Source organism: Pseudoalteromonas sp. SS15 (genome assembly GCF_049257195.1).
Taxonomy (GTDB): Bacteria; Pseudomonadota; Gammaproteobacteria; order Enterobacterales; family Alteromonadaceae; genus Pseudoalteromonas.
On the sequence record NZ_JBMMUD010000007.1, the window covers coordinates 158,205 to 171,621 of the forward strand.

Consider the following 13,417-nt stretch of genomic DNA (forward strand, 5'->3'; position numbering starts at 1 on the left):
CCTAATTTTAGTCATCAAATAAGCAAGTGAGGTATTGTTTTACCGACCGCTCAAATCGAATCTTTTTCGCGCATATATCACCTCTATGAAAACGTACCTGTTTGGAGTGATTATGAAAGTTGAAGAACAAGTAACCCCAATTCATAAATTTGCTTTGTCGGATGATGAAGTTTTAAGCCTAGCCTCTCGTATTTTGCTACGAAGACTAGAAAGACAAGGAACAATCACCAGCCCAACCGATGCTGTCGATTTTCTAAGAACAAAATTGATGAGTTATGAAAGAGAGGTATTTGCGATTTTGTACCTAGACTCAGCGAATCAAATAATCGAATACAAAGAATTGTTCTTTGGGACAATCAATGCAGCTTCTGTATACCCAAGAGAAGTTGTAAAAGATGTTCTAAGGTGCAATGCAGCCAATGTCATTTTGGCGCATAACCACCCTTCTGGCAGTTGTGATGTTTCAGCTGCAGATAAAGGGATCACCCAAAAGCTCATGCAAGCTCTAGCATTAATAGACGTCAATGTTCTTGATCACTTAATTCTAGGCGAGTCATACACCTCGTTTGCTGAGCGAAATCTACTTAACTAAAAGGAGAAGTAATGCTACCTCCCACTAGTACAGCCCGTTTAATAACTCATGCAATTGCCATTCTCGTCATTTTGCGAGAAATGGCTCTGCACAAGCAGTGACTGTTTACAACAAAAAAGAGGGCCTGACGGCCCTCTGCTTATAAACCGTATTTATTTACACTTAAACATGGCTTTGGTTGTCTTTTAGCTGACCTGTAAATAAGTGGAGCGCCTGTACCTATACACCTTCCATTTACACCTATCTGTTTAGATTGTGGCTTAGCCATATAGCTTAAATGCGCCATAAGGCTTATATACTCATCCTTAAAAGCTAAACTCCCTTTTGTCACCCAGCGACATGCTGTTGTTGAAAAGAACACCTGTTGAGCACCCTGATGATTATCAATATTAAGTGCTGATGCCCAAGCTTCCTGAACGCATTCTTTAAATGACTTGTAGTCTTTACCAGTTCTTCTTCTGACCATTCTAGGTTGAGTTTTCACCATATCACTGTAACGACTCTTTAAAGATATTCCAAAATCATCTTTATTCAGAAACACAGCTACATGGTAATGGTCTTTATTTTTTTGCCCTCCAGACTCTTTTACCCAAACGTAATGTAAGTGTTGATCTCTTATATGCTTCCTAAAGTTAAATGAAGCTTTCAACTTACTTTGTAAAGAAGCAAAGAACCGTTTCATTAAATCAGCTCTTGGCATATTTGGGTTATCTAAGCCTAATACTGAATCAGGTAGTCTTAAGTCAAAACGAAATACCGCAAGCCTTGGGTACTCAGCTTGAGCTTTGTCATATACGGACTCTATCGTACTCAAGTAATTGGTGATTACAGAGAAGTGTTTGTTGTATGGGTTAAGTGAAATTGAGAGGTTTGGATTACTCATTTTTGATCCTAGTTAGTTAATTTTCATACAACTAGGAACGTGAGTATTGTTTTACTTATTATTCTATTTCTTGCAACCAACTATTCATTGGTTTTTCTACTAATGAGATTACTCCTATTATGTCTTACTTAACTATTTCATTGAATACCTACATATATTAACTATACGGATTTGAGTGAGTTCAAAACATAAGAAAGCTCCTGAGTTAATGACTTTTAATGCTAGATAGTTTCAGAAACATCTAGAAAAAGCTTACTCTGAAGTTAGTTTAACCAAAGAAAACATCTATAACCCTTATCTCTATAGATTTTGGCAATGGTTGCTAAATACAAATAAAAAACTAATAAACATCTTTAAAAAGACTAAAAAATTTCGTAAATTAAACTTGTAAAAAACTATAAAATCACGGAGTGATAATGGATAGATTGGATAAGTTTCAAAAAAGTTTTGCCGAAGCTCTAGAGAAGACCCAAGAAAATAATGATCATAAACAGCAGTTGTTAAGGCTTGAAAATGATTACAAAATTAATGTTGCATATAATCTTTGCATTCAATTAAACGCAATAGAACCACCTCTCTCTTCTGACATTTTAGAACAACAATCTGCTCTGGAGAATCTCCAAACTTCTTTACTTAAAGAAGCAAATGATAAAATCGATAGCTACAAAGTAGAGCTTGAAAAATATGAACAAGCGGTTCTCAATAACGATTTACTATGGGACTTATTATTAACTCATTTGCTCCTTTTTAAACGCTACTCTCGATTGAATAGCACTAATCAGTTTTATAGTAAATTCAATACTGACAATAAGTTTTTTGAATTTGCCAATGCACTTGTAATTAACTTAGAAGACCAAGAAATAGAGAAGCTCAATGACAAGAAAGATGTCATGATAAGCTCATTAAAAATGGTCTTAAGCAGCTTTAAAAAGCTTAAAAACAATACGATTTGGCTTACAAGTAAAGATGTCGAAGATTGCCAATGGTGTTACAGCTACATTGAACAGTATCTAAGTGATACCAATAGAAAACACATTGCATATTGCTTTAAAGTTATCAATAAAAACTATGGTGTAGAGCACCCTAATGATACTGAGTCGCTCTATAAATATTGTTGCTTATTCTTAATGACATTACCACAAATAGCCTCTCAAGATACTTACGAAAACTTTATTAGAAAAATAAAAGCTGCATTCTCTTCTAGAAAACATCGTACTAAGAATAAAGAGAAAACAGCTCGAAACTTTATGCTAGATAACGATGTGATTAATAAACTAAAAGAGCTTTCGAAGAAAAAGAGAAGGCCGCAAGCTCTTCTAATTGAAGACCTAATTGAGGATGCTTATAAAGCAGAATATAGGAAAAAAGTTTAAATACTTTACGTTTTGATCAATTAATCAACTTTAAGGTCAAAACTTTCTAAAAGACTTATTGTTATGAATCAATATCAGTGCTCTTCAATTATGCTAGGTATTGACACATTAAGATGATTAGCGTATTTTTCGCGATTATAAGTTATGGATAACTTATACTTGCCAATGGGAAGGTATCAAATTTTTAATTGTTTTTTATCAGAATTAAATGACTGATATTTTTAATTTAGAAGTATGATGCCTTTACAAAAAATAAACTCTAGCCAACTTCAAATGGGTATGACTGTTGTTAAACTCGACAAAAATTGGCTCGAAACTCCATTCCTAAAACACAAATTCACTATAGAAACAGAGAAGCAACTGCTTCAGTTACGTGCCACGTGTAAATTCGTCTATATCAATGCAAATCAATCAAGTTCTATTAACACAAAAGAACCCTTAAATATTAATAACCCTCTAAAAGCAAAACGTACTTTGCACTCATCACTTAACTTATTAAATACTGCTCTAAAAGAGTTCAAAGAAAGTGAATATTTGTCTTCAAAAAAAATACAGCAAATTGTCAACTCTCTTATTATACAAGTACTTAATGACTCTAAAACTTATAAATATCTCGACGAGATTCGTTCAAACAGCCCATTAATAGCACAGAAGTCACTCAGAGTTTTAGTCTTATATCTAACTTTTTGTAAATACTTAGGCATAAAGAAAAGTCAATTGCTAGAACTAGGGTGCGCAGCTCTCTTACATGATATTGGGATGACAAAACTATCAGTCAATTTCAACCGGCCTAAAATGCTTAGCCAAACTGAAAAACGAGGTATTGAAATACATACACAGATTGGGGTTCAAATAATAGAAAAGAATAGGAACTTTTCTCCTCTAGTAGGCCAAATTATAAAATCACATCATGAGAACTTTGATGGCACTGGTTATCCTGATGGCTTATCTAAAAGACAAATTAATCTATATTCAAGAATGCTTACCTTAATATGTACTTACGAAGCTTTAACTAGGAATAGAGGTTATAAGGCAGCATTAAGTTCGTATTCCGCTGTAACTGAGTTATTTAAAATCTCAGGTTCTATGCTTGATCCTCGACTTGTTGCAAAATTCATAGAAATTGTTAAGGAGTATCCAGTTGGTGTTCGAGCAAAAACGCAAAGGGATGAAGAAATACAAATTATTTCTAGAATTAAGAAGAATAAATACAAAGCTGTATTTCTCAATGCACTTGAGCCCAAACAAGAAACCATCTTAGACTCTAATCATATTAAAAGTGTTATATATGAATAAGTTAAGCGTACTGGATAGCAGTAAATTAACATTTCAGTTTAACGAGTATAGTGCACCATTACTGAAATGTGATCGCCGATGTCAGAATTGTCCATTATTCCCCTATGAACTTCTTAAAGAGGCAAATGTTATACATACGGAAAATTTAGGAAATTTTATAATAAACGACGCCCCGAGAAAACTCAGCGCTCAAGGTGTTAGACTACTTTGTTCTCTAGTTCGTCAGAACAATCAGATTCTACCTATTGATTATTTGATAAGTTATGTTTGGCCTGGCTCCTCTATAGTCAGAAATAATTTGAACGTAGCTATTTACGACTTAAGAATTTTTTTGAGTGAAACTGCAATAAACATTGCAAATCATAGGAAGCAGGGTTACAGCCTGAGCTTCAAACATATCTAAGAATTAATTGAACGTAAAAAATACTTTTCTTCTGATGTAAGTATTTCTGTACTTCTCAAATGTCTGGTATTTTTTACTTTCATTTCCTTCACCAATAACATTATCAGCTCTATGCAAGCTGTTAGTTGGCTTTCATTTTCAAAACTGTAATTGCTTATTGCCCCTTTGAAAGCATTAATATCAATTTGAGATTCTAATTCAGGAAACTCCTCAATAGCAGTTTCAAATTCTTGCAAGAAGTTATCTAATAGCAACTTATTCATGGACCAACTCACTATCAGTTAAAAAATAATAACCTTGTGCTTTTACGCCCGTAAAAGCACATATGAAGTCGTACTGCTCCTTTGTCTCAACGCCTTCAACTATAACGTTATAACTTTTTCGTAAATGCTTTAAAAAACTAGCTAAAAAAGCGGTATCACTTTTCATTAACTCCCAGAACAGCTCCTTTGCTACCTTTACAGAGTCTATTCTTATCTTTTTTGCTATTAAAATATCAAAGTTTGAACTACCTGCTCCAAAATCATCCAGCCATATGCTTATGTGCTTCATTTCGCTCAGCTTATTTATAACTGCATACTCACGATCACCGTATTTTTCGATATCACATTCCATCAACTCCAAAGCAACTTTCCTATGACCAACACCAAGAAGTGCTGTAAATATCTCATCCCCTTGGCTTAAAACTTCTATTGGGGTATTGATACTAAAAGTTACACAACCATCCAGCTCACTATTATCAATCGATTCTAGAACTCTTTTGAATAAGAGCATATGCTCAAAACTATTCAGGTTTTTAAAGAATAGCTGTGGTTCAATGTAAAAATCTCCACATCTTATTGCACACAAAACTTCTGAGTTTTTACATGTATTAGGTGGTGAAACGATTTTTTCTAGCCTAATCGTAACAATTACCTTGCCCCATAGTTTTGTTGACATAATAAACTGACTTAAAGTGAACATTTTTCTTCCTTGAGATATGACATATTACTTTTCTTTCTTAACAGTTCCAGTTGGTACCCAAATCCCCTAACATTTATAATGTCAATATCTACATATCTAAGGCTTGTTCTCAACTCAGAGATCGTTACGGGCAAATTGTTTTTTACAACTAACCCATCTGGCCAGGCGTATTCAGATAGATATAAAGAACTAACAGGCCTTCCAACACACCTTAATAGCGCACATAGTACTCTAAAACCTCTAATAGAAAGTTTGATTGCTTCTCCGTTAATACGAACTGATTGAGTATCGGGTAAAAGCTGTAACTGTTCATTGAAAATCAGACTACTTTTGAAGGGGCATTTTTTACAAAATGATGCACAAGACTTTGCTTCTTTACTAATCATTACTCTTTCCATAACTTTCACTCATTGAAAAACAGGAAGTTGAAAACTAACCGTAGTGAATGTGCACAACCAGAAAACTGTACAAAAGTATTAGCAAATCGAATTTTATTTCCGTTATCAAAAACGGGAATAAAAAATAACTTTTAGCTATTTCGATGGACAGCTCTGCCTTTTTCCATGCATTAATTTTGTCATAAAGCTTGATAAGTTAAACAATTATAAAATTTATAATTTTTGTTTTTTTGTTGTTAATGTGTAAATTAACTTGTAATAAATGTAAACAAGAATAGAGGGTGATTAACTTTAAATTAGTTAAAATAGATGAGAAACAAAGTGTTGCTCGAAGCGTAAAACAAGTAAGAGCTTAAAAGTTCCTACAAATGCAACTTAAATTATATCATCTGACAATAAATAATAATTGACTACCAGCTCACTCCACCAGCGCATAACCGGTCGCCTTTGCTCTAAGTAATCAGAACGGTTATAGCTGGCTCTAACTTCATTAGTATCAGCGTGAGCTAAGCAAGCTTCAATCAGTAAACTATCGAAGCCTTGTTCATGTAATGCGGTTGACGCGATTGCTCTCAAGCCATGTGCTACAAGCTCACCTTTAAAGCCTAGGCTTCTTTTAATCACTGCATTTGCAGTATAAGTACTCATATGACTTTTAGGATCACGTTCACCAGGGAAGACAAACTCAGCACTACCGCTTAAAGGTCTCATTCGATCTAAGATATCAATTGCAGCATCTGTTAAAGGCACTGTATGAGCCCTTCTCTTCTTCATTTCTTCTTTCGGTATAGTCCACACCTTATTTTCGATATCAATGTCTCTCCAGCGTGTTCTGGCTGCTTCTTTTGGTCGAGTCATTGTGTGGAGCTGCCAAAGGATTAAATACTTAGTTTTGTTTTGCACATGCTCAGCTGAAAGTAGTTTATTTACAAAATCACTTAACTTTTCAGGCTCAAGAGTTGGCATATGCTCAACCTGATTTTTAGCAAATACTTTATTTATTTTTGCTAGTGGATTGGCCTGTATGTAGCCACTATTAACAGCAAAATCCATGATTTGGTTAACTGTCTGACAAAGACGTTTTATAGTGGAAAGCTTACCCTCAGACTCTAACGGCCTTAGGTGATCTATCGTATTCGGTGCATTAATGTCGCTTATAGGCGTCTTACCAAGTATTGGTAGAAAGTATTTCTCTAAAGTTCGCCACTCTCTTTTTGCATGCTCAGGAGAGACTCGCTGTTGCTTTCTCTCAAACCACATCATCGCAATATGCTCAAAAGTATTCGCAAGCGCTTTTTTGCCCTCATCTTTTTTAATTTGAACATGGTTTTTAGGGTTAATACCTTGTGCCACCAGCTCACTAAATTCTTGCGCTTTCTTTCGTGCATTAGCGAGAGACAATGATGGGTAAGTGCCTAAGCCTAATTTTTGAAGTTTATCTGAAATAGGATCTTTAAAGCGAAACTGCCATGACTTTGTTCCATTCACGCGAACCCTAAGCTGAAGGCCCCCACCATCAGATAGCGTTTGCTCTTTGCCTGTACTTTGAACATTTTTAATTTTAGCGTCAGTAAGTCGCGTTGCCGGCCTTGCCATAGTCTCACCTTGAATAGCTAACTAAGAACAATATAACTGAATTTATTAGTTTGGGGTATTAAATGGGGTATTAAAAGTGCTGGTTTGGGGTATTAGACTCTGGACAACCTCGGACAAAAAACCTATCTAACAATATGTTTTATATAAACTTACCAATCTTTACTGGATACTGCTGGAAGTCGTATTAGGAGACCAGGAAACCACTGAATGGCCATACTTGCGCTCCTAAATTCTGTTCGACAAAAGTTGATTGCGCTATTTTACGCAAAAATCAGCAAAAACACTAAACAACCTCGTTGATAAAATCGTATTTAAACGTACATGCTCATGTATACTGCTGCCATTCTTACTAGCATGAACGAAGACAATGGCTTTAAAATCGACCATCATCAAAGCGCAACTCGCTTTGAGCGATATGGATAAACACGTATACGAAACACTTTCTCTAACGGTGGCGCAACACCCATCTGAAAATGAACAGCGCTTGATGATCCGCATTTTGGCGTTTGCACTTCATTACCAAGAACGTTTGGAGTTCACCAAAGGTCTATGTGCTGATGATGAGCCTGAAGTGTGGTTGAAAAACTATAATGAAGAGATTGAGCTTTGGATAGAGCTAGGTCTACCAGATGAAAAACGCGTTAAGAAAGCCTGTAATCGTGCTAAAAATGTGGTGCTATATTGCTATGGCGAAAACAACCAAGAGATTTGGTGGCAAAAGAATCAACCTAAGCTTTATAGCCACGATAATCTATCGGTTATCAGTTTACCGTATGAGGCAACCTCACAACTTGCGACGATGGTAAAACGTGGCATGAATTTAACCGTGACAGTGCAAGATGGTGAAATTTGGGTAAGCGATGAAGAACAAAGTGTGCACATTATCCCAACCATCTGGAAATAGTGATCATCATGGGTAAAATTTAAACTGTAATTGGTTTTCAACGATTAATTAAGCGCCGGCTCAGTTTCACTTGTTAGAGTAATCTCAACGAAACAGGGAAGACTTAAATTGGAGGCACAATGGCAATACATAAAATCATCGTTTTGCATGGGCTTTATATGTCTGGCTTCGTGATGCAGCCATTGTGTAACAAACTTAAAAAACATCAGTTTGAGATTTTAAACCTTACGTACAATACCCTTAGCCCTGATAAATCAGAGATCTTCTCTCAAATCGATGACTTTATTGGTAATGATAGCGCTGCGCTAGTTTGCCACTCAATGGGCGGATTAATCGCTCGCGCCTATTTAGATAACCACTCAGCAACCAGTAAGCAGGTTGAGAAGGTCATTACCTTGGGCACGCCCCACAAAGGCAGCATATTTGCCAAGCAGATGCATGAAAAAGGGCTCGATGTTTTTTTAAAAAACAGTGTGGAGTTTTTGGTTTCAGACAACCAAGATTGGCCTTACAAGGCAAGGCTTTACAGCATTGCTGGAGATTTACCTTTGGGGTTGATGCCTATATTACAAAAAGGCAGTAGCTCTGATGGCACAGTACTATTAGAAGAGACAAAACTGCAGGGTATGGCAGAACACAAAGTGTTTCATGTTAGCCATACCAGTATGATTTATTCACGCAAAGTCACCGACTATGTATTGTCACTTCTAACTGATTCAGAGTGACTTGAACGCTTGCTTAGTGATCGCCTTTTTCAGCAATTTTATAAGCCACAAATGCAATAACCCCTGTGATCAGTGGGATTGGTGCTGCAATATACCCAAACGCATCTGAGTTTGCGAAGCTCGCACCTGCTAAATGACCAACAAGACCGACGACAAATGCCAGTAACGCGATAACGACAACGGTGATTTCTGCTTTATGTTGAGATTGTGTTTTTAGTTCCATGATGACACCCATTGATTTTTGTCTGTTTACAGATCCATTATGCGCGTCATGCCTGTGTGATTATTGACCTAAATCAAGTTCTATTTCTGGTATTTATACCCCCTATCACCAACTTGTTATAGATCAATTTACAGGTCAAAAAGCAAACAAACCAGCTAATGTTGGCAAGCTTTATTCCATAGATTAATAACACCTAACCAATCGCTTTTTTGAATTACAGTTATTGTTATATCCCGTTAGACCAATCAAAGCACATACCCCATACTTACTCCCATGCAAACAATAGGAGTAAATAACATGACACAGTTCAGCGATATCGGTTTATCAACACAAGCAAGTGAAGACCTAACAATCAAACTAAATGGCTTATTAAGTAATTACCAAATTCAATACATGAATGCCCGTGGTTTTCATTGGAATATCAAAGGCAAAAACTTTTTTGAGCTGCACCTAAAGTTCGAAGAGATTTATGACCAATTATTGTTAAAAGTAGATGAGCTAGCGGAGCGTATCTTAACCATAGGTGGCCAGCCGTTGCATGCATTTAGTGATTACTTAGAGCGTGCTGAAATTCAAGAAGCGAAAAACATCACTGATGGTAATGAAGCGGTGACAACATTACTGAATGGCTTCACGCTATTATTAAAACAGCAACGCGAGATTTTAGGTGTGGCAAGTGATGCAGAAGATGAAGGTACAGCCGCTCTAATGAGCGACTATATTAAAGAGCAAGAGAAACTAGTGTGGATGCTCAAAGCTTATTTGGGATAGTTCAGCTAAAGGCTTCATATGCTCAGGCTTAGCACTCATATAAGCCTTCTCATCGGGGTAAAAGCAGATCTCTGTTTTTGCCCCTTGCCACAACTGCTTTAGTAAATGCTCAGCGATTGGATTCACACCAATATAGTCGACCCATTTATAGTCTCGTTGCTTTACCCCTTCGAAATATTCTTTAGTTGCCTCCAAACTATCTGAGGTACTCATTTCAAATTCAGAGAGATTTAGTACAGCACTATCACAAGGTGTTGGCTCTGACATAACACGCTTAATAATATCATTTTGAAAATCAATCACCCCTTCGCGATTGAACCCACCTTTCAACGCAATATAAATCGTCGCATTTTCAATATGAACACGCCATAAACCGTGTGCTTTAAACTTCATCTTTACCCCTATTAAAACAGGACTGTTAAGGTCACAGCCCGTCTTAGACATTTAAAAGTATAGCGTCTTATCAAGACGCCTGTTCAAGCAGGCTAATAAAAAATGCCTGTTCTAGGGCAATTTCCTCAAGGCGCTTAAAACGACCGCTTGCGCCGCCATGGCCAGACCCCATATCCGTTCTGAATAACAATAAAGAGTCTGTTGTTTTAGTTTCGCGTAATTTCGCCACCCACTTCATCGGCTCCCAATACTGCACTTGCGAATCATGCAGGCCTGTCGTAACCAAAATATGTGGATAAGCTTGTGGCAGCAAATTGTCATAAGGAGAATATGCCTTAATAGTTTGGTAATCAGCTTCGTTATTTGGATTACCCCACTCGTCATACTCATTCGTCGTAAGCGGGATTGACTCATCAAGCATGGTCGTGAGCACGTCTAAAAATGGCACATGACATCCTACCCCTAAGTACAATTGTGGCGCTTGGTTTACCACTGCTCCCATTAGTAGGCCACCCGCACTACCACCAGAAGCAAAGACTTTATATGCATCAGCATAACCTTGTTCAACAAGGCTACGGGTCACATCTTCAAAGTCATTAAAGGAATTCTGCTTATGGGCTTTTTTGCCTTGCTCGTACCATTCTCGACCTAACATTTCAGAGCCGCGAATATGCGCTATGGCATAAACAAACCCTCTGTCTAATAAGCTCAGGGTATTACTCGAGAAGTTTGGATCTATGGTGATGCCATAGGCGCCATAGCCATACTGCAGCATAGGATTAGAGCCATCTTTTTTGAATAATGACTTTTTATATACCAAAGAGACTGGCACTTTAACGCCATCTCGCGCCGTAATGTGTAAGCGCTCAGAGGCATAGTCATCCGCTGAAAAACCACCGAGTACTTGCTGCTGCTTTAAGCACTGCTTCTCACCTGTGGCTAGGTCGCATTCATACACGCTACTCGGCGTAGTCAGACTTGAATAATGAATGCGCACGGCAGTTGATTCTGGTTCGGGGTTATTGCCCAAATGCGCGCTATAACACACATCATTAAATGCCAATGTATGGCTACCACCCTGATAGTCATGTACGACAAAACGTGTTTGCCCTAAACAACGCTCAGTCACAATATAGTGACTATTGAAAAGCTCTAACCCCTCAATCAGTACGTCGTCTCTATGTGTTATCTGTGTCTGCCACAGTGTAATATCAGCGATGTCTTCTAGCTTTGCTGTACAGAGCTTAAAGTTTTTTGCTTGGTGGTTCGAGACAATGAAGTACTGCTCTGCAAACTTATCTATACCAAACTCATGGCCTTCTAAACGCGGGCACAATAACTCAAATGCCTGTTCCGGATTATTAGCATCGAGCGCCCATTGTTCTGATGTTTCGGTTGCTGCTAGATAAATATAGATTTGGCTATCGTCACGACTTTTTCCTAAGCCCATATAAAACTGACGATCTTGCTCTTCATAAACGAGCACGTCATCTGATTGAGGGGTACCCAGTACATGTCTGAACACTTGAAAACCGAGTAGAGTTTGTAGGTCTTTTTTTACATAAAAAACCGTACGATTATCATTGGCCCACACCACTTGCCCTTCGGTATTTTCTAGCTCATCAGACAGATATTCGCCGCTTTCTAAGTTGATAAACTTAACTTTATAAATACGTCGGCCATCAGTATCTTCGCTATAGGCCATCAGTTCATCGTTTTGGCTCACCGCCATGTCGCCAATATCATAATACTCGTATGGCGCAGCAAGCTCATTGATATCCAGCAGCAACTGCTTGTTTTGCATCTCGGCATTGTCTGCTCGATAGTGAAACGCATATTCGTTGTCACCTGCCACTTCGCTCATATACCAGTATTTACCATCTTTTACTGGTACTGAACTGTCGTCTTTTACAATACGCCCTTTCATTTCTTCAAACAGCTGAACTTTTAGAGCATCGTGAGGTGCCATGACCGCTTTTAGATAGTCGTTTTCAGCCTCTAAGTGCGCCAGTATTTCTGGGTCTTGGCGATTATCGTCACGCATCCAATAATAGTTATCGACGCGTTGCTCTGAATGCGTCTCTAAAACATGGGGGATTTTTTTTGCAATTGGGGCTGAAATAGACTGACTCACTTGCCTTTCCTTAAATAAGTTAATTAGCAGCAGTGTACCATAGTCAAACGACCTGAAAAGGGAATGCGATATAGCTCAGCACACTTCCCAAGCCATTTCCCACAAAGCACCTATCCCAGGCTCAAAATCACCGCTGATATCACGGCAATATTCACTAAATGGCCAAGCTTTACACTTGTAATAACGCCCTGTTGCTGGATGCCATACTCTGGTACCTGGCTGATAGTTTTGCGGTTGCTGAGGATAGATGTTTTGCGTGTGCGCTTCATCACTTCGCGCTTTCGGCTTAGCAGTACATTGGTAGCTGAGTTCGAACTGAGTAATACCACTACTTGGGTGGCTAAGGACAGGTAACTCTCCGTAACCCACTTCCCAACCTAATAAAGCTTTTTTACCCACCTTCACAAGGGGAAGATGAAAATTAATGAGGTTTGCCAGTTCTCGCGTCCAATATTGTGATGTTTGCATTGCGTTATAAGCAATGTTTAAAGTGAGCTGAAACGCTTCGACTTCACCTTCTGGCGTGAAGAAATGCGCAGTGACAGCATCGCCCACATACAGGTGACGATTCTGTTTTAATACTGATATCTGTTGCCATTCATCAAGTATCAATGGGCGCCTAAGCATAACTATCTCAAAATAAAGAACGAAGCTAAATTATAACGAGAGACACCTCAATCTCAACCTTTTTACTACAAAACAAATATTAATTACTACTTTTGTATAATCGTGTTGTATTCTACATAAAAAAGGCCAGCATATG

Annotated in this window: 16 protein-coding genes; 7 read left to right on the forward strand and 9 right to left on the reverse strand. The window is 37.7% G+C overall.

Going from position 1 to position 13,417, the window contains the following annotated elements:
- The first annotated feature begins 112 nt into the window (after positions 1–112).
- Positions 113–592 (forward strand): RadC family protein, encoded by a 480-nt coding sequence (gene radC, locus AAEU28_RS15560; protein ID WP_421964951.1) that lies wholly within the window; start codon positions 113–115, stop codon positions 590–592.
- A 139-nt stretch (positions 593–731) separates the two neighbouring features.
- Here the strand turns inward: radC and AAEU28_RS15565 are convergent, their stop codons facing one another.
- Entirely contained in the window at positions 732–1,475 is a 744-nt protein-coding gene (locus AAEU28_RS15565) for a YagK/YfjJ domain-containing protein (RefSeq protein ID WP_421964952.1), read from the reverse strand.
- Between the two features lie 416 nt (positions 1,476–1,891).
- On the opposite strand from AAEU28_RS15565, the gene AAEU28_RS15570 reads away from it, so the two are divergent.
- The 3 genes from AAEU28_RS15570 (at position 1,892) to AAEU28_RS15580 (ending at position 4,547) form a co-directional block, all read left to right on the forward strand.
- Positions 1,892–2,848 carry a hypothetical protein gene (locus tag AAEU28_RS15570; protein ID WP_421964953.1) on the forward strand — a complete coding sequence of 319 codons (957 nt, stop codon included), beginning with the start codon at positions 1,892–1,894 and terminating at the stop codon, positions 2,846–2,848.
- A 234-nt stretch (positions 2,849–3,082) separates the two neighbouring features.
- Entirely contained in the window at positions 3,083–4,144 is a 1,062-nt protein-coding gene (locus tag AAEU28_RS15575; protein WP_421964954.1) for an HD-GYP domain-containing protein, read from the forward strand.
- A complete protein-coding gene (locus AAEU28_RS15580; RefSeq protein ID WP_421964955.1) occupies positions 4,137–4,547 on the forward strand; it encodes a winged helix-turn-helix domain-containing protein in 411 nt (136 codons plus the stop codon). The genes AAEU28_RS15575 and AAEU28_RS15580 overlap by 8 nt, the downstream gene beginning before the upstream one ends.
- Here the strand turns inward: AAEU28_RS15580 and AAEU28_RS15585 are convergent.
- From AAEU28_RS15585 to AAEU28_RS15600, 4 genes are all read right to left on the reverse strand, one after another.
- Positions 4,544–4,810, reverse strand: a complete 267-nt coding sequence (locus tag AAEU28_RS15585; RefSeq protein WP_421964956.1) for a hypothetical protein — start codon at positions 4,808–4,810, stop codon at positions 4,544–4,546. The genes AAEU28_RS15580 and AAEU28_RS15585 overlap by 4 nt on opposite strands.
- The gene (locus AAEU28_RS15590; RefSeq protein ID WP_421964957.1) at positions 4,803–5,510 is read right to left on the reverse strand and encodes an EAL domain-containing protein; all 708 of its coding nucleotides are present in this window, start codon (positions 5,508–5,510) and stop codon (positions 4,803–4,805) included. The genes AAEU28_RS15585 and AAEU28_RS15590 overlap by 8 nt, the downstream gene beginning before the upstream one ends.
- The gene (locus AAEU28_RS15595; protein ID WP_421964958.1) at positions 5,498–5,896 is read right to left on the reverse strand and encodes a winged helix-turn-helix domain-containing protein; all 399 of its coding nucleotides are present in this window, start codon (positions 5,894–5,896) and stop codon (positions 5,498–5,500) included. Before AAEU28_RS15595 ends, AAEU28_RS15590 begins: the two co-directional genes overlap by 13 nt.
- A gap of 387 nt (positions 5,897–6,283) precedes the next feature.
- Positions 6,284–7,504, reverse strand: coding sequence for a tyrosine-type recombinase/integrase (locus AAEU28_RS15600; protein ID WP_421964959.1), 1,221 nt, complete (start codon positions 7,502–7,504; stop codon positions 6,284–6,286).
- Between the two features lie 367 nt (positions 7,505–7,871).
- On the opposite strand from AAEU28_RS15600, the gene AAEU28_RS15605 reads away from it, so the two are divergent.
- Complete coding sequence (locus AAEU28_RS15605; RefSeq protein ID WP_421964960.1) at positions 7,872–8,408, forward strand: YaeQ family protein; 537 nt, start codon at positions 7,872–7,874, stop codon at positions 8,406–8,408.
- A gap of 119 nt (positions 8,409–8,527) precedes the next feature.
- Positions 8,528–9,133: an alpha/beta hydrolase gene (locus AAEU28_RS15610; RefSeq protein ID WP_421964961.1), complete on the forward strand. Its 606-nt coding sequence runs from the start codon at positions 8,528–8,530 to the stop codon at positions 9,131–9,133.
- 13 nt (positions 9,134–9,146) lie between these two features.
- Here AAEU28_RS15610 and AAEU28_RS15615 read toward each other — a convergent pair whose 3' ends face one another.
- Positions 9,147–9,356 (reverse strand): hypothetical protein, encoded by a 210-nt coding sequence (locus AAEU28_RS15615; protein WP_421964962.1) that lies wholly within the window; start codon positions 9,354–9,356, stop codon positions 9,147–9,149.
- A gap of 297 nt (positions 9,357–9,653) precedes the next feature.
- Here AAEU28_RS15615 and AAEU28_RS15620 point away from each other — a divergent pair, with 297 nt between their 5' ends.
- A complete protein-coding gene (locus AAEU28_RS15620; RefSeq protein ID WP_421964963.1) occupies positions 9,654–10,127 on the forward strand; it encodes a Dps family protein in 474 nt (157 codons plus the stop codon).
- Here the strand turns inward: AAEU28_RS15620 and AAEU28_RS15625 are convergent.
- From AAEU28_RS15625 to AAEU28_RS15635, 3 genes are all read right to left on the reverse strand, one after another.
- Entirely contained in the window at positions 10,095–10,520 is a 426-nt protein-coding gene (locus tag AAEU28_RS15625) for a hypothetical protein (protein ID WP_421964964.1), read from the reverse strand. The two genes, AAEU28_RS15620 and AAEU28_RS15625, sit on opposite strands and share 33 nt — an antisense overlap.
- A gap of 70 nt (positions 10,521–10,590) precedes the next feature.
- The gene (locus AAEU28_RS15630) at positions 10,591–12,654 is read right to left on the reverse strand and encodes a S9 family peptidase (RefSeq protein WP_421964965.1); all 2,064 of its coding nucleotides are present in this window, start codon (positions 12,652–12,654) and stop codon (positions 10,591–10,593) included.
- 75 nt (positions 12,655–12,729) lie between these two features.
- Positions 12,730–13,281, reverse strand: coding sequence for a hypothetical protein (locus AAEU28_RS15635; RefSeq protein ID WP_421964966.1), 552 nt, complete (start codon positions 13,279–13,281; stop codon positions 12,730–12,732).
- Positions 13,282–13,417: the final 136 nt, after the last annotated feature.